This is a genomic window from Candidimonas sp. SYP-B2681 (assembly GCF_003971065.1).
Taxonomy (GTDB): domain Bacteria; phylum Pseudomonadota; class Gammaproteobacteria; order Burkholderiales; family Burkholderiaceae_B; genus Pollutimonas.
This window is the reverse complement of the sequence record NZ_RYDV01000002.1, coordinates 42,206-57,865: the sequence shown is the minus strand read 5'-3', so window position 1 is coordinate 57,865 and position 15,660 is coordinate 42,206. Positions and strand designations below refer to the sequence as shown.

The 15,660-nt window shown below is 55.5% G+C and carries 11 protein-coding genes and 1 pseudogene; 6 read left to right on the top strand and 6 right to left on the bottom strand.

The annotated features are described in order from the left end of the window. Nucleotides 1–30: 30 nt before the first annotated feature. Nucleotides 31–2,463, top strand: a complete 2,433-nt coding sequence (locus EKL30_RS04895) for a penicillin-binding protein 1A (protein WP_126706091.1) — start codon at nucleotides 31–33, stop codon at nucleotides 2,461–2,463. Here the strand turns inward: EKL30_RS04895 and cyaY are convergent. Then, a complete protein-coding gene (gene cyaY / locus EKL30_RS04890; protein WP_126706090.1) occupies nucleotides 2,460–2,789 on the bottom strand; it encodes an iron donor protein CyaY in 330 nt (109 codons plus the stop codon). The genes EKL30_RS04895 and cyaY overlap by 4 nt on opposite strands. A 32-nt stretch (nucleotides 2,790–2,821) precedes the next feature. Between cyaY and EKL30_RS19140 the strand changes: the two are divergent. Continuing rightward, nucleotides 2,822–2,905 (top strand): annotated as a pseudogene (locus tag EKL30_RS19140) (hypothetical protein); the annotation flags it as partial. Between the two features lie 5 nt (nucleotides 2,906–2,910). On the opposite strand, the gene EKL30_RS19135 reads toward EKL30_RS19140, so the two are convergent. Continuing rightward, nucleotides 2,911–3,057 carry a hypothetical protein gene (locus tag EKL30_RS19135; RefSeq protein ID WP_233582898.1) on the bottom strand — a complete coding sequence of 49 codons (147 nt, stop codon included), beginning with the start codon at nucleotides 3,055–3,057 and terminating at the stop codon, nucleotides 2,911–2,913. Nucleotides 3,058–3,089: 32 nt separating this feature from the next. On the opposite strand from EKL30_RS19135, the gene lysA reads away from it, so the two are divergent. Both lysA and EKL30_RS04875 read left to right on the top strand, forming a co-directional pair. After that, entirely contained in the window at nucleotides 3,090–4,358 is a 1,269-nt protein-coding gene (gene lysA, locus EKL30_RS04880; protein WP_126706088.1) for a diaminopimelate decarboxylase, read from the top strand. A gap of 224 nt (nucleotides 4,359–4,582) precedes the next feature. Further along, complete coding sequence (locus EKL30_RS04875) at nucleotides 4,583–7,492, top strand: bifunctional diguanylate cyclase/phosphodiesterase (protein ID WP_126706087.1); 2,910 nt, start codon at nucleotides 4,583–4,585, stop codon at nucleotides 7,490–7,492. On the opposite strand, the gene EKL30_RS04870 is transcribed toward EKL30_RS04875, so the two are convergent. From EKL30_RS04870 to EKL30_RS04855, 4 genes are all read right to left on the bottom strand, one after another. Then, nucleotides 7,489–8,493, bottom strand: coding sequence for a GGDEF domain-containing protein (locus EKL30_RS04870; protein ID WP_126706086.1), 1,005 nt, complete (start codon nucleotides 8,491–8,493; stop codon nucleotides 7,489–7,491). The genes EKL30_RS04875 and EKL30_RS04870 overlap by 4 nt on opposite strands. A 299-nt stretch (nucleotides 8,494–8,792) precedes the next feature. Then, nucleotides 8,793–10,151: a c-type cytochrome biogenesis protein CcsB gene (gene ccsB / locus EKL30_RS04865; RefSeq protein ID WP_199748489.1), complete on the bottom strand. Its 1,359-nt coding sequence runs from the start codon at nucleotides 10,149–10,151 to the stop codon at nucleotides 8,793–8,795. A 12-nt stretch (nucleotides 10,152–10,163) separates the two neighbouring features. Continuing rightward, a complete protein-coding gene (locus EKL30_RS04860; protein ID WP_126706525.1) occupies nucleotides 10,164–12,149 on the bottom strand; it encodes a cytochrome c biogenesis protein ResB in 1,986 nt (661 codons plus the stop codon). Nucleotides 12,150–12,302: 153 nt separating this feature from the next. After that, nucleotides 12,303–13,001 carry a c-type cytochrome gene (locus EKL30_RS04855; protein WP_199748488.1) on the bottom strand — a complete coding sequence of 233 codons (699 nt, stop codon included), beginning with the start codon at nucleotides 12,999–13,001 and terminating at the stop codon, nucleotides 12,303–12,305. A gap of 155 nt (nucleotides 13,002–13,156) precedes the next feature. Here EKL30_RS04855 and yihA point away from each other — a divergent pair, with 155 nt between their 5' ends. Next, nucleotides 13,157–13,780, top strand: coding sequence for a ribosome biogenesis GTP-binding protein YihA/YsxC (gene yihA / locus EKL30_RS04850; protein WP_126706085.1), 624 nt, complete (start codon nucleotides 13,157–13,159; stop codon nucleotides 13,778–13,780). Continuing rightward, complete coding sequence (hemB, locus tag EKL30_RS04845; RefSeq protein WP_126706084.1) at nucleotides 13,777–14,793, top strand: porphobilinogen synthase; 1,017 nt, start codon at nucleotides 13,777–13,779, stop codon at nucleotides 14,791–14,793. The genes yihA and hemB overlap by 4 nt, the downstream gene beginning before the upstream one ends. The last annotated feature ends 867 nt before the right edge of the window (nucleotides 14,794–15,660 follow it).

The following is a 15,660-nucleotide window of genomic DNA, read 5'->3' as shown; positions in this document are numbered from 1 at the left end:
TGACCACGGTTAGACTTAAAATCGCCTGTAATGAGTTCTTCTACCACTTCCCCCAAAAACAATACCGGTGCGTCCCATTCCTGGGTAGGCCGCTTTTTCCTGAAGGCAGCCATATTCATGGCGGGCTTGGGATTATGCGGCGTACTGCTAGGATCGCTCGCGCTTGCGCTCGCCTGGCCTAATTTACCCGATCTTGGCGCCATGATCGACTACCGTCCTCGGGTGCCACTGCGCATTTACACGGCGGACAAAGTGCTGATTGGCGAATTTGGCGAAGAACGACGCAACGTCTTGCGCTTCAACGAAATCCCGGACGTCATGAAATCGGCGATTTTATCAGCCGAAGACGATCGCTTTTATCAGCACGGCGGCATCGATTGGGCCGGTGTTGTACGCGCCACACTGGCCAACTTGACGCACATGTCAAAAACGCAGGGTGCCAGTACGATCACCATGCAGGTGGCCCGCAATTTCTACCTGTCATCTGAAAAGACTTATACCCGCAAATTCTACGAATTACTGCTCACATTCAAGATCGAAGCCACACTGACCAAAGACCAGATACTGGATCTTTACATGAACCAGATCTATCTGGGCCATAGATCTTATGGTTTTGCCGCGGCGTCGCGCGCCTACTTTGGTAAACCGCTGGGCGAAGTCACTCCTGCCGAGGCCGCCATGCTGGCTGGCATACCGAAGGCTCCGTCGCGATTCAACCCTATTGCCAATTTCGATCGGGCCAAATCGCGTCAGGGTTATGTATTGGGCCGCATGAAAAGTCTGGGCTACCTGACTGAAGAAGAATATCAGCGGGCCATGCAGCAGGAAATCGTCATCAAATCAGCGCTTGGCACGCCCGCTGGCGGCTATTCCGTCCACGGCGAATATGTCGCCGAACTGGCCCGGCAGCTGCTGTATGGTGTCTATCAAGACAACATCTACTCGCGTGGCTTCAACGTATATACGACAGTTAATTCACAAGCCCAGGAACACGCTTACGACGCGGTGCGGGACGGCATCCTTGACTACACCAGGCGTTCTGTCTATCCAGGTCCAGAAACGACGCTGGACTTGCCGGCGGGCATCGAAAACGATCCCGCTCAACTTGACACCCTGCTTGATGAATTACAGGAAAAATACGCCGACAATGGCGACGTACTGACCGGCGTTGTGCTTGACGCCAGCCCCACCAAGATTACCGTGGCCCGAACATCCAAAGAAATTATCGAAGTCACCGACAAGCGGGCCTTGCGGGTCGTTGCGCGCGGTCTGGCCAAAAACGCCAATGACAGCGTTCGAATTAGACGTGGTTCGGTGGTGTATTTGCATAAGAACGGAAGCTACTGGGAAGTCATCAACATGCCCAGCGTGCAGGCAGCGTTCGTTGCCTTGCGTCCGGAAGACGGCGCTATCCAGTCCATGGTGGGCGGCTTTAACTTCCAAGAAGGCAAGTTCAACCGAGTTACGCAGGCCTGGCGCCAGCCGGGCTCTGCTTTCAAGCCATTTATCTACGCATCGTCGCTGGAACGTGGTCTCACACCCGCTACGCAGATTTCTGACGAGCCCTTCACCCTGACTGCAGCACAAACGGGCTCCAAGCCTTGGTCGCCTAAAAATTATGGGCGCACCTACGAGCCTATGCTGACTATGCGTCAGGGGTTGTATAAGTCAAAGAACATGGTTTCGATACGCATCATGCAGGCCGTGGGCCCTAAATACGTACAAGACTATCTGACGCGCTTTGGCTTCGACCGCGAGCGCCAGCCGCCTGTTCTGCCACTGGCATTAGGGGCCGGAAGTGTCACGCCCTTGCAGCTCGCAGGAGCCTATTCGGTGTTTGCCAACGGTGGCTACCGCGTTCCTCCGTACCTTATCGATCACGTGACCGATAGCAGCGGCAAAGTCATCATGCAGGCCAAACCAACGATAGCAGGCGACGCTGCAGCACGTGCCGTGGACCCCCGCACCGTTTACGTTATGAACGACATGATGCGCGGCGTTGCCACATCAGGAACGGGAGCTCGCGTACACCGCGAACTCAAACGCAACGATGTTGGCGGAAAAACCGGCACGACCAACGACTCGCACGATGCATGGTTCGCGGGCTTTACACCTAAGCTCGTGGGCGTCGTCTGGATGGGGTACGATCAGCCGCGCTCGCTGGGTTCCAGTGAAACCGGCGGTGGCGCGTCAATGCCCATCTGGCTTGACTATATGCGCCATGCGCTTAAGGGCAAACCGGAAACCCCGCCGGGGCCTATACCCCCCGGCCTTACGAAAATCGATGGCGAGTATTATTTCTCGGAATTCCCGCCGGGGCAAGCCGTCGCCCGAGTGGGCCTGCCGTCACCGTCTGACACGCCGGTAGATGGCGGTGGCCGGGACAATATTGGCGACCTGTTGAATCAACTGACCGGCAATACCGGGCAACGCAGGGAACAGCCGCCGGACGTCCCCTTCTAGACCATCACCCGAATCGGCTGGCCTGTCGCCTCTGAAAAAATTTGCGACAGCGCCTCCGATAATTCCGGGCCGCCTCGCGTATCATTCCAGTGTCGGCCATCAAAACGATAATGGAAACCGCCGCTGGGTGCTGCGACCCACATCTCTTGCAGTGGGGCCTGACTGTTGACCACGACATGAATGGAATTATCGAAAATCAGCGTCAGTACATTGCCGCTGCGATTCGATTCAATATCAAGGTCATACAAGGATACCCAATCGTCTGACTGGCTTTCCAGGCTGTCGAGTATGGCTTGGCTACGCGCAATAAATTCAGTTTCGTTCATAATCGCAACTTGTCCGCATTTGGAGTTCTATCATGCAAGCGCCCCTTAACTCGACACCTGCCCATACCGTCTGTCGCATTGTAGCCAGCTTCGCCTTGCTTTCCACCTTGCTTGCATGCGGCTATAAGGGGCCGTTGTACATGCCTCCTCCGCCACCACCTGAGGAATCGCTTACCACGCCTCCGCCGGCACCGAGCATGCCTGCACCGGAAACGCCAACCAATGATTCCGGCGCGACCACCAGCCCGGTACAAACCAAATAAAGCACGCTTTCATCCTTTCACTTCGACGCCTCTAAACATGACTGTTGCCCCCCACTTTCAATTCAAAAACGGCGCGCTGCACGCCGAAGACATCCCTTTGTCCGATTTGGCACGGCAATTCGGCACACCCCTTTATGTTTATTCGCGGCAGGCACTGCGCGACGCCTGGGAGGCCTATCGCAGCGCAGCGCAAGGGCGTAACGTGCTGGTGTGCTTCGGGATGAAGGCTAATTCCAACCTGGCCGTCCTCAACGAATTCAAAAACCTCGGATCCGGTTTCGACATTGTTTCGGGCGGTGAGCTCGCACGAGTCCTGGCCGTGGGCGGCGATGCATCGCGCATTGTATTTTCCGGGGTAGGAAAACAGGCTTGGGAAATGCAGGCCGCACTCAAAGCCGGGGTCAAATGCTTTAACGTCGAATCCGAGGCCGAACTGCTACGTCTGGCCGAGGTAGCCAAACAAGCCGGAACGATTGCCCCGGTATCGCTTCGAGTCAATCCGGATGTCGATGCGCAAACGCATCCGTATATTTCCACTGGGCTGAAGGAAAACAAGTTTGGCATCGCGATCGAGTCTGCCGTGGCGGTGTATCAGCTTGCGGCCACGCTGCCTAGCCTGGAAATCGTAGGCGTAGATTGCCATATCGGCTCACAGATCACCGAAGTCAGCCCGTACCTGGACGCCCTCGAGAAACTGATTAAGCTGATCGAAACCCTGGCGGACCTGGGCATACACCTTAAGCACCTAGATTTAGGCGGCGGGATAGGCATACGCTACACCGACGAAACCCTGCTTTCGCCGACCGTGCTACTCGATAAAATTTTCCAGGCGCTCGACGCCCATAAGCTGTCCCATTTGCAACTGGTGCTGGAACCCGGGCGCTCGCTGGTAGGAAATGCCGGCGTACTGCTGACCACCGTCGAATACCTGAAGCATAGCGACGCCAAGAATTTCGCAATCGTTGACGCTGCCATGAATGATCTATTGCGTCCAACCCTGTACGATGCCTGGCATAGCGTAGAAGCTGTCGTACCCCGCAGCAATACAAGCGAATCAAAGGCCTACGATATTGTGGGCCCGATTTGCGAAAGCGGCGATTGGCTGGCGCGCGATCGTGAATTTGATTTACAGCAAGGCGATCTGCTGGCCATTATGTCGGCCGGCGCCTACGCATTCACCATGGCAAGTCAGTACAACACCCGGCCTCGTGCAGCCGAGATCATGGTCGATGGCGTGCATGCCCATGTCGTTCGTCCGCGGGAAACGGTTGAAAGTCTGTTTGCCTCTGAGACCGTTATAGATTGAGGCTTCCCGGGGCATCGTCCCCGGACTAAAGAAATGGCGATCGCCGCCGTTAAACAGATTGACCCAATAACGAATCGCTTTTCCTCAAGCCATGAGCACGTCTCAATTTTTCGAGATATGCATATTTGTCGCGAGGCCACCGGATAACCGTGAAACTCCAGTATCATGTTCAGCTTCTGTCCTTGATCGCAAGCTTACGGGAAAAAGGCCTGTATCCATAGAACATGACGGCTTCAAACGCGCTTCGCCAAACCTTCTTCCAGAAGCTCACCGCCTCAGTCGATCGGTTGGTCTATTATTTTTCACTTTATGCAGTGCCCGTCAGCATTGTTCTGTTTTCTATTCTTGCCGTTTACGCGTTCACAAGCCACTACCCTCCCGCCCAAGGCCGGCCCTTGTCGATCCGTGTTCTGCCACAGGGCGAGGCCCAATACAGCCCATCTGTGGCGCTGGCAGCGGTAAGAACCCAGGCAGCCACTTTCGCACCAAAGGTATCGACGCCCAGCTGGTTCCTGGTCGACATACCGGCTGCCCCGCAACTCGGCACAATTGCGCTGGACATCCCTTCCCACTTCATGCAAACGCTGGATTGCTGGAAGGCTGACAGCTTAAGTGTCATGGGCAGCGCCAACCGTACTCAGACCAATGGCGCGTTGCAAGCCAATAAAATGGGGTTTGCGGTGCTGCTGGACCAGCTCCCATCGCCCACAGCCCTATTATGCTATGCGACCTTTGCCGGAAGCAGCACCCTTACGGCCGAACTTTGGCGCACAAGCGACCTAAGAGCCGCTAGCAGTCGCTTTGATCGCGGAACGGGCTTGCTTGAAGGTGGCTTGCTTACCATTGCATTGTTCATTTTGATCATTGCCATCACCAACCGCGAGTGGGTGTATCTGCTGCTCGCTACGTGGCTCGTAGGCAACCTGCGCCTAGGTGCCTTCGCCTTGGGCTGGGATGGCCTATGGCTAGGCCAGAATATCCCTCTTGAGTGGATGCAGTTCATTCGTCAGATCACGATTGCCGCGTACTACTTACTGACCTACACGCTGCTTACCCAACTTTTTCGCACCAGTAACCGCCCGTATGTCGTGGCCTTGCTGCGCTTGGTGCAATGGGCTGGCCTGGTGTTGCTGGCCGGCGCAGTCCTGCTGCCCTACTCATCATTCCAGCCGCTGATGTGGGGAATCTGCGGCTTTGGGATCACGGCCGCCATATTCCTGCTTTCCCGTGCCGTGTATCGGACGCGTTCTCGCGTCTGGTTGTGGCATGTCGTTACGCTTAGCATGTCGCTATGCGTGATGCTTTCGGCCGCCTTATTGATAATTTTCGGGCGCACCGAATTTATCGATACGTTCAATAGCATCATCGCCTTGCTACTGTCTAATATCATGGTCGCGCTCGCCGTGGCGGAGCGGATGCGCGAAGATCGTCGGGAAACCATACGCGCCCGGACCGAACTGGTCAGTAATTACGCCATAACGCCCATCGGGACCTTCACGCTTGGCGCCGATGGCAAGTTTCTGCGAGCTAACCCTGTACTCGAGCAACTGCTGGGCTTTTCGCTGAGTGGCGCCGAGGTGCACTGGACTGATTACTTCGAAGAACAAGACTGGGACATACTGGCCGAAAAGACAAGTAGTGGTAAAGAGGTCGAGATCCAAATACTGCCCGAAGCGACCGAATCACAGTTGCCCAAGCATTTCATCGTCAGGATTGCCCTGGCGGCAGGCCTGGTTGAAGGTTCCTTGCAGGATATCACCACACGCACCGAGACCATCAATCAGCTGCAGCTGCTGGCGGATAACGACCCGCTTACCAATGTACTGAACCGCCGTGGCATTGAAAAGGCCCTTGATGCTTCCTTGAAGCGTCTGGCTTTGGGCGAACCCTGCGCATTGGCCTATGTCAACCTCGATCCGTACAAGCGCATCAACAGTCTTTTTGGGCACATGTCTGGCGATGAGGTACTGCAGCAAGTGTGCCAGCGCATCAAGGCCACGCTTTCCGATCGCGAGTACGTGGGACGCATAGGTGGCGACGAATTCATTATTCTTTTTTCCGACTCGATCATCGGCAAAGCGCGCGAAGCGGCTGCCCGTGTGATCCACGGCTTGAATTCGACTGCCTTATATGTAGGCGGGCGAGCCTTCCAGTTGAAGAGCGCCATGGGCATCATCGAGGTGACCGACGGCATGGATCCCAGCGAAATGATTTCGGCGGCGGGGCGCGCATGCCGCGACGCACGGAAGTCGCACAAAGACATCGTCGTCTACGAGCAGAACTCGCACGAACTACAAGAGCACACTGAAGAGCTCAGACTATTCGATGAACTCGAAGGCGGAGACTCGCCTAAGGGGCTCTATCTGGAAATGCAGCCCATCATGTCGATGAGAAACCCGCTCCAGACGCTCAACTTCGAGATACTGCTGCGGGTGCGAAACTCAACAGGTGTGCTGGTTCCAACCGGTAAGATTATCGCGGCCGCTGAAGAAAGCGGCACGATCACCATCATCGATAAATGGGTGTTCTCGGCCACTCTCGAATGGCTGGCAAAGCACGAACACCGCCTGACGAAAACCGAAGTCGTCAACGTCAACCTTAGCGGCGTATCGCTCAACGACGATAAGTTCATAGACGCTTTCTTTGCCATTCTGGAACGCTACGAGCATCTTGCCAATCGCCTCTGCGTCGAAATCACAGAAGGCGTAGCGCTGCAAGATTTGAACCGTACCCGTTCGTTCATGAAGAGGCTGCAGAAAATGGGTGCCTTCGTTGCGCTGGATGACTTCGGCGCGGGCTATACCTCGTTCTCGTACCTGAAAGAGTTGCCGGCCGACATGATCAAGATCGATGGCGCTCTGATCAAGGACATGATGGCGAACGAAACCAACACCGCCATCATTCGCACCATCGTGGAACTTGCGCGTAACCTGGGCATGAAAAGTATTGCCGAATGGGCCGAAGACTGCGCTACGTTGCAGGCCTTGCAGGAGATGGGAATAGACTACGTTCAGGGCTTCGTTATATCGAAAGCGAAGTCGCCCACCGACATCTTGAATGCCAACACACTGGCTGACCTGATTGACGACGAAGAGGTCCTTCAGTTCATACGCAATATTCAGGTGAACGTTTAACCGACGGCCATACCAATTCGTACGCTTAGCGGCAATCTGCGCGGCATGGGCTTGGTGCGCTTGTCTTCGTACATGCGCTCATCGGCCAGGTGCATGGTCTTTTTCAATGTTCCGGCCTCTGACTTAAGCGCCATTCCCATCGATATCCGTACGCCTACAGCGTCCAGGGCGTGCTTAAGGCGGCTTACCAATGCTGCGGCCACAACAGGGGTTGCATATTGCGCGACAACCCCGAATTCATCGCCGCCAAGGCGGCCAACCGCATCGTTGGTGCGCAAGACTGACGTGATGGTTTGTGCGGTCAGACGAATAAGATCGTCGCCCGCAGAATGCCCGTAAGTATCATTGACCACTTTCAGGAAATCCAGGTCGAGCATGACAATGGCGGCATCATTGTTATCGTCGCCCGACATCGCGTCGATGTGGGCCAGGCGATTGATCCAGCCTGCACGATTCAGCGTACCGGTCAGGGGATCCAGAAAGGCATCCCGCCGCAGCTCCAGCATCAGGCTTTCGGCTACGTTCAGTTCGCTATGCAAGGCCAGCGTGAGCGCCAGCGCGGTTAGGCAGGACCGCACTTCGTCGGCACGCCAAGCCAGACTGGATGGCAGTTCGTTGGTTAAACCCAATACGCAACCGCCGCTGACGACCTCATGCACATCGAGATCTGCTTTTATCAGGTACACCGGGCTGTCGCTGCCAGCGGGTTCCAAGCCAAGGATCTGTTGCTCTATGCACGTAACGCGCCGATAGGAATAGCCGTTAGCCAGGGGATCACCACCCCACTCGCCAGAGAAAAACAACACAAGGTCTTTAAGGGGCAAGGCCTGGAAGATGCCATTTGCGACCACGGGCGCGCACGACATATCGCAATTTCTGCCGACCACCCAGCCCGGCAGAGGCAGGAAAGCCTGCAATACCGTAAGTTGCGCAGCAAGAGACTGACTGGCCAAAACGTTTGCCCGAGCCTCAATTCCCGGGCCTTCTTCTACTAAGGGCATATTTATTTATTGCAGACGTTATCGTGATAACAAGCGGAATTCGGTTGGGTGGCTGACCGACTTGCCAAGTACCGAACATCTTGCCGCAGCAACTACAAGGGCAGTAAATCAGACCCGACTCCGAAACTGCCAGACATCGGCATATTCAGTAATGTCTCGATACGAATTCTATAGCAATTAGATTTATATGCCACTGTTATTTTCCTACAAACGGAAAACGGCAGCATGGTCTAACCCTAAAGTTGACCGTGCTGCCGTGAATTCAAAACCACTGAATTGGTGTAGGCGCGCTGTAGCGCTTAGAGTTCGCCGTAGGAGTGCAGACCAGACAGGAACATATTCACGCCCAAAAACGCGAAGCTGGTGATCAATAACCCGGCCAACGCCCAATATGCCGCCATGGTGCCACGCAGGCCTTTCATTAGACGCATGTGCAGCCAGGCAGCGTAATTAAGCCATACGATCAGCGCCCAGGTTTCCTTCGGATCCCACTGCCAATACGTACCCCAGGCGTCGGCCGCCCACAAGGCGCCCAATACGGTTGCTACCGTAAAAAAGGCAAAGCCCACGGAAATGGCCCTGTACATGATGTCGTCAAGAATTTCCAGGGCAGGCAGTTTGCGCGAAATCGGTCCACGCAGCGCGAGAATGCCACCTACAACAATCGCACCTATGCCGAAGTACAGCATCCATGTGGCAGAGAATTCTCCGGAACTAAACATCATGGGCTCCGCGCACAGTACGGCGCCCAGAATAAATACCGGTACCAGCTTGCCCCAAGAACGGGTCTCGCCGTGTTCTTTGACAAGATACGCAAACCCGACCATGGCGGCCAAAGAAAAGGTACCGTACCCGATGAAGTTAGCGGGCACGTGCAGTTTCATCCACCAACTTTTAAGCGCGGGCACCAGCGGCTGGATTTGGAAAGCATCCCGGGTAAACGAGTACCACAGCAGAAAGACCACCGCTGAAGCGATGACCAGCAGCACGAAGCCACCCAGCGCGCGCGTTGCGTAACGGCGTTCGTAATACAAATAAAACAAAGCGGTAATCAATGCGAACAGCACGAAGACTTCGTAGAGGTTGCTGACAGGGATATGACCAATGTCCGGACCTAATAAATGGCCCTCACGCCAGCGGACCAGCAAGCCGACGACACCGGCATAGACGGCGCCCCACGTGAACGCCGTGCCGACCCACGCCGCCGTTGTACTGAAAATCCCGATCCAGTAACACACGGTGGCCAGCACGAATAAGGCACACATCCATAAAATGGCCGACTGCGACGAAAATAAGTATTTAAGGAAAAATACGTTTTCGGCGCGGGTGATATCACCTTGGGCCAAACCGCCGCCATTACTGTATAGCCATATCGCGAATAAGGCGCTAAGGCTGCTAACGACCATGAGAGTGCGTAATGGACGCCACAGCCATGCCATCCAGCTTAACCACACCACAGCTCCGCATAGGATCAGTTTTTCGTAGTAATCCATGCTTGGGCCATAGTCGGTCAGCGCATAGGCGGCGCCCAAGGCCAAAAGCACGAAAAACACAATATCGGTCCAGTCGGGTTTGCCCCGATTGCCGCGCGAATCACCGCTGCTGGCCATGGACTCTTGCCACATCGGCGTACTTGACTTGATGGTGGACTCGGACATAAGGGTGCCTCGTTACGTAGCGAGGCGTTTGAACGCCTCTTTAAAGCGATCGAACTCGTGATTGAAATCCAGAGTGCGCCGCTGTGAAGTCATTGCTGCAAGCAATTCACTGCCTTGGTGGTGAGGTTTGATCCAGACCCAGATCCGCCGATCGCGAATATAGAACATAGAGAATACACCTATGATCAGGAACAGGCAGCCCATGTAAACCGTATTCTTGCCAGGACTGCGAGCCACCTGGAACACACTGGCTTCCACCTGTTCGAAGTTTTTCAGTGTCATGAATATGGGCGAGGGGTAATCGGGCAGGTTGGCCAAGGCCAGCAAGGACATCTGGACCCATCTATCGGCTTCCTGTCCTGCTTCGCCGTCACGAACCACTGTCGGCTTGCCGGCCTGCTCGCGCACGACGTCACGCAGCTCGACCAGCGACAGCTGGATCATCGGTACCGCGAAGCCCAGGACTTTCTCGCGATCCGGTTCGGGTACTCTGTCGATGATGCCGTTGAAACCGGCTCTGGAAAATGTTTCAAGGGCTCCTGCGGCAGCCTTCTGCAACAAGGGCTGCTGCATCTGAGTATTCGTATTCTTGGCTGCAAAGCGCGTCGCTGCCTCGTTGACCAAAGCCGGATTCGCCAATGCCGCGCGCAAATCCATGAATTCTTTCACCGACTGATCGGAATCGGCAGGAATCCTGATATACCGGTAAGGTTGCGTTGCGGTGTCACGGACTCCAGCAAGAAACACTGAACTGCCATCAAGCATGAGCGGTAGCATGTAGTTGGTGTACTCGTGCGCCTGGCCATCGCTGCCGACGATCTTGTACTGAACGCTGGGACCAACATTTTTCAAGTTCGCGTTCTTGGCGCCGGCGGCACTGCCCGTGACCGAAGCGACATGATCCATGACCGCTTTGGGCTGAGGTGGCTCGTCGCCCGTCAGGTTCTCTACGTTGATAACCCGCAAGCCCGAAAAATCGATCGCCAGGGGCACTTGTTGCGCACCGCTATTGACCGTGACTTCTGTGGGTTTACCCACGGCAGCGTTAATATCGAACGCCTGATTACCGGCGCCGACCAATGGGTAGCCGACGAGTTCAAGCTTGCTGCCACCATCTTCAAAACTGGATTGATAAACGGTCACGCCTTTGTAACGCAGCGGTTCATTGACTTCGATCGTCTGGCTGAAAGTTTTTCCAGTGTCCGGGTCGGTGACTTCGACTTCGCTCTTGAAGCTGCTTGGCATTCCTGTGGAATAGTAGTCCACCAGAAACTTATTCAGTTTCAGGCTGAAGGGCAAGGGCTGCACCAGCACTCCGTTGTCGACACTGATGACGCCGCTGCTTGTCTGAGACCCTTCGGGCACCATCATGTTGGCGCGAAAGCTGGGATTGGCCGGCGACAGGCGTCCAGATTCCGGAACCTGAGAGATCAACATGTTTTCCGTGATAGGTACTTTCCCACCAAGCCATACTTGCAGCCGGACCGGCAACTCGCTATCGAGCAAGCCACCTACGCAAATGACCACGATCGCGGCATGCGCGAAAATATATCCCATCCGGTTGGCACTGCCTTTCTTGGCCGCCAGCAACACGCTTTCGCCATCCTGGCGCAGCTTGTATTTATAACCCTGTGAATTTAGCCATTGCTGAATCCGCGACAGACTTTCGGCGGGAGTCGCAGTGGTTGTGGTTTCGACCCGGTGATGAAACGAACGCAGGCTGCTGCCCCGTATATATTCACGAAAAGATCGCGCGTCGCGGACCATTTTTGGAGCATTGCGAACCAGACATATCGTGGTGGAAACCACCAGAAACGTCATGATCAACAGAAACCACCAGCTGTTATAGATATGCCAGATGGAAAATTTATCGAAGATGGAAAACCAGAAAGGCCCGAACTTATCGATGTAATTACTGGCAGGCTGGTTTTGCTGCAGCACCGTACCGATCAGGCTAGCCACGCAAATGAACATTAGCAGACTAACTGCAAACCGCATCGAACCCAAGAGTTCGATGACGTCTGCGTCGACTCGGCGCGCGGAATGGGAGGGTTTCACAAGGCAAACTTCAAAAAAAAAGGGGACGCCAAAAATAGCCTCCCCTGTTTTAGACAAGACCGTGCGGAGATTGTTCCGCAGCGCTATGCCAGATTAACGCAGACCTGCCGCGTAATCTGCTACGGCAGCGATATCCGAATCGGACATACGGTCGCCAATTGCGTGCATGGGCTCGCTGTTGGCACGATCGCCGCTACGGAAAAGCTTGAGCTGGTCGGCGATATACGACGGATGCTGCCCAGCCAGACGGGGATACTGACCCGGTACGCCGGCGCCGTTAGGCGAATGGCAACCAGCACAGGCTGGCACCTTGCGATCGGGCAAGCCACCTCGCCAGATATGCTGGCCGCGTTCCATTGTGGCTTCTTTGCTTGCTGTAGCAGCGGTCTTGGGGTCGAGTGGCTGCTGCGTCAGGTAATACGCAATGTTTTGCATATCGGCTGGAGTCAGCGGCGCTGCGAAGGTAGTCATGACCGAATCGGCACCGCCCGCGCCGCGGCGCGCTGCCGGCTTGCCGTCTTTGGACTTGAAATCGTTCAATTGCTTGACCAGATACTCATGTGGCTGACTGGCAAGATTCGGATTCGCCGGGATAGTGCTATTGCCGGCTGCACCGTGGCAGCTGGCACAGGCCAATATGCCCCGGGCGGCATCGCCGTTGGCATAAAGCTGTTCGCCTTTGGCGGCATCGGGCTTGGCAACCGCTATATCGGCGGCATAAGCAATGGAAACTACGGAAGACCCCAGCAGCAAGCCGCTGGCAACTACCATTCTGGAAAGCATACGCTTCATGAAGACCTCGACGATCGCTATTCGATCAGGGTGTCATAGACACCACCATGACAATGTCATCTTCACTTAAAGCAAGCCTTAAGGAAAATGACGCAACTGTTTCAAACGTGCGATTATACAATAGCGTTTAAATTAAACCGTTCTAGGTATTTCCTGTGTCCATTCTGCATCGTGCTTCCTTCACCGTTTCTGCGGCCCGTCTCGACCAACTGCCGCCTCCTACGACGGCAGAAGTCTGTTTCGTGGGCCGATCCAATTGCGGTAAATCTTCAGCCATCAACGTATTGACTAACCAGCGCCGCCTGGCATTTTCAAGTAAAACGCCAGGCCGCACGCGCCTGATCAATCTTTTCGGCATCCCCGACCCTGTCGAACCTGGCGCCCATCTGGGCTTTCTGGTCGATCTGCCTGGTTACGGCTATGCATCAATCGCCCGCGAAGCACGCGAAGAGTGGGCCGACGTGCTGGGCGGCTACCTGCGCGAACGCTCATCGTTGGCGGGAATCGTCCTGCTTATTGATATACGTCGTGGCGTAACCGAATTAGATCGCCGGCTTGCCAACTGGATCGCGCCGACACGGATTCCCGTGCTGGCCCTGCTTACCAAAGCCGACAAATTTCCCTATGGGCAGCGGCTCAAGGCAGTGGCTGCAGTCAAGAAAGAATTAGCCGATATCGGCGCACTGAATGCCATGCCTTTTTCTGCCACTAAACGCATCGGTCTTGATACCGCTACCGCCCAAATCGAAAACTGGATTTCTCCGAAGGTTGTTCCATGACATCGTTTATTATTTCTGCCGATTTCCCCGCTGCCCGCCCTCGCCGCAACCGGCGCGACGAATTTTCCCGCCGCCTGGTTCGCGAAAATGTCCTGACTCCGCACGATTTCATTTATCCCGTGTTCGTCATGGAAGGCAAAGGTATACAGGAGCCGGTTCCGTCCATGCCAGGCGTGGTGCGATACTCGCCCGATACCCTGATGAAGGTGGCGGAAGAATGCGTTTCTTTGCACATTCCGGTAATCGCGCTGTTCCCGGTCATTGATGCAAGCCTCAAGACGCCGGACGGTATCGAGGCAGCCAATCCCGATGGCCTGATTCCGCGTGTGGTGGCGGAATTGAAAAAGCGCTTCCCAGAATTGGGCGTGCTGACTGACGTAGCGCTGGACCCTTACACCAGTCATGGTCAAGATGGCGTGATCGACGAAGACGGGTATGTGCTTAACGAGCCAACGGTAAAGATACTGACCCGGCAGGCCGTGACGCAAGCGCAGGCAGGCGTGGATATCGTGGCCCCCAGCGACATGATGGACGGCCGCATAGGCGCGATCAGACAGGCTTTAGAGGCAGAGCAACACATTTACACGCGCATCATGGCTTACTCGGCCAAGTACGCCAGCGCATTCTATGGCCCGTTTCGCGATGCTGTCGGTTCGGCCACAAACTTGGGGAAGTCCAATAAATTTACCTACCAAATGGATCCTGCTAACCGCAATGAAGCGTTGCGGGAAGTCGCCGCCGACATTCGGGAAGGCGCCGATATGGTGATGGTGAAGCCGGGCTTGCCGTATCTGGATATTCTGCGCGATGTGAAGAACGCTTTCGGTATGCCGACGTATGCCTATCAGGTCAGCGGCGAATACGCGATGATCAAGGCGGCTTCGGCTAATGGCTGGCTGGATCACGACAAGGTGATGATGGAGTCTTTAGTGGCTTTCAAGCGCGCTGGCGGAGATGGGGTGCTGACTTACTTCGCCATCGCGGCGGCCAAGCTTTTGAAAGAGCAGGCTTGATTTTTTGAGTTTGGACGGCACTGGTAGTTTTATAGATTGCTGGTTCGTTTTCTATACACGTCGATGGAGGTGGGGGTGAAGGGTGACGAGCCCGCGGTGCCGGTTCGGCGCCCTGCGCGCCGAACACCGCATCGCCTTGCTCGTCCGCCCATTCGGGCTCCCTTCGCGTATGGCTTGCTCGACCCCGAAGGGCTCGTCACCCTTCACCCCCACCCCCACCAACTGCAGATTGAATGATGCGTAGCAACACTGTGACGATTGAAGTGCTTGGCCTTCTAGCGGTGAAGCCCGTCCAAGAGGAATAGCTACCAGGCTCGCCCGGCGCGGCCCGCCTGCCGGGCCGCTTGAGCATCGGATCCTGGATTGCGGCAGTCCGTTAGCTCCTCGGATGTCTCGGATGTAATTGCTGGCCACGCTCGAAAAAGTCATTCTCGGATACGCCATCGGATGTACTTTTATTGGAGGTCTCTCCCGATATCTGCTTGAATGTCTAAAGGGCGATCCGCAGGGGATCGCTCTTTAGACGGCCACGCAACGTCTTCTGTGTACCAACAAGGCTGCATAAGAACGCCAAGAACGCAGACCGGCCCTGAGGCGGTGCGAGACTCTATATCGCAGTGGGTGAGCTGCGGTGGGTCGGCTGCAGGGGCGTCCGGGGCTGAGCGGGCCGTACGCGAAGGGAGCCCGAATGGGCGGACGAGCAAGGCAAGTGGCGTTCGGCGCTCAGGGCGCCGAACCAGTCACGCGCCCCGTAAGCTCATCCACCGCAGCTCGCCCGCGCCATTAGAAACCCCAAAGTCCCGCAATGACTGAACAAGAAACTTGAGTCGGCAATCGAACAAGTAAAAGGCGGGATCCAGTTCGAAG

Coding starts and splice junctions, on each gene's coding strand:
- EKL30_RS04895 (WP_126706091.1), top strand. CDS start 31: ATGAGTTCTTCTACCACTTCCCCCAAAAACAATACCGGTGCGTCCCAT.
- cyaY (WP_126706090.1), bottom strand. CDS start 2,789: ATGAACGAAACTGAATTTATTGCGCGTAGCCAAGCCATACTCGACAGC.
- lysA (WP_126706088.1), top strand. CDS start 3,090: ATGACTGTTGCCCCCCACTTTCAATTCAAAAACGGCGCGCTGCACGCC.
- EKL30_RS04875 (WP_126706087.1), top strand. CDS start 4,583: ATGACGGCTTCAAACGCGCTTCGCCAAACCTTCTTCCAGAAGCTCACC.
- EKL30_RS04870 (WP_126706086.1), bottom strand. CDS start 8,493: ATGCCCTTAGTAGAAGAAGGCCCGGGAATTGAGGCTCGGGCAAACGTT.
- ccsB (WP_199748489.1), bottom strand. CDS start 10,151: ATGTCCGAGTCCACCATCAAGTCAAGTACGCCGATGTGGCAAGAGTCC.
- EKL30_RS04860 (WP_126706525.1), bottom strand. CDS start 12,149: ATGCGGTTTGCAGTTAGTCTGCTAATGTTCATTTGCGTGGCTAGCCTG.
- EKL30_RS04855 (WP_199748488.1), bottom strand. CDS start 13,001: ATGAAGCGTATGCTTTCCAGAATGGTAGTTGCCAGCGGCTTGCTGCTG.
- hemB (WP_126706084.1), top strand. CDS start 13,777: ATGACATCGTTTATTATTTCTGCCGATTTCCCCGCTGCCCGCCCTCGC.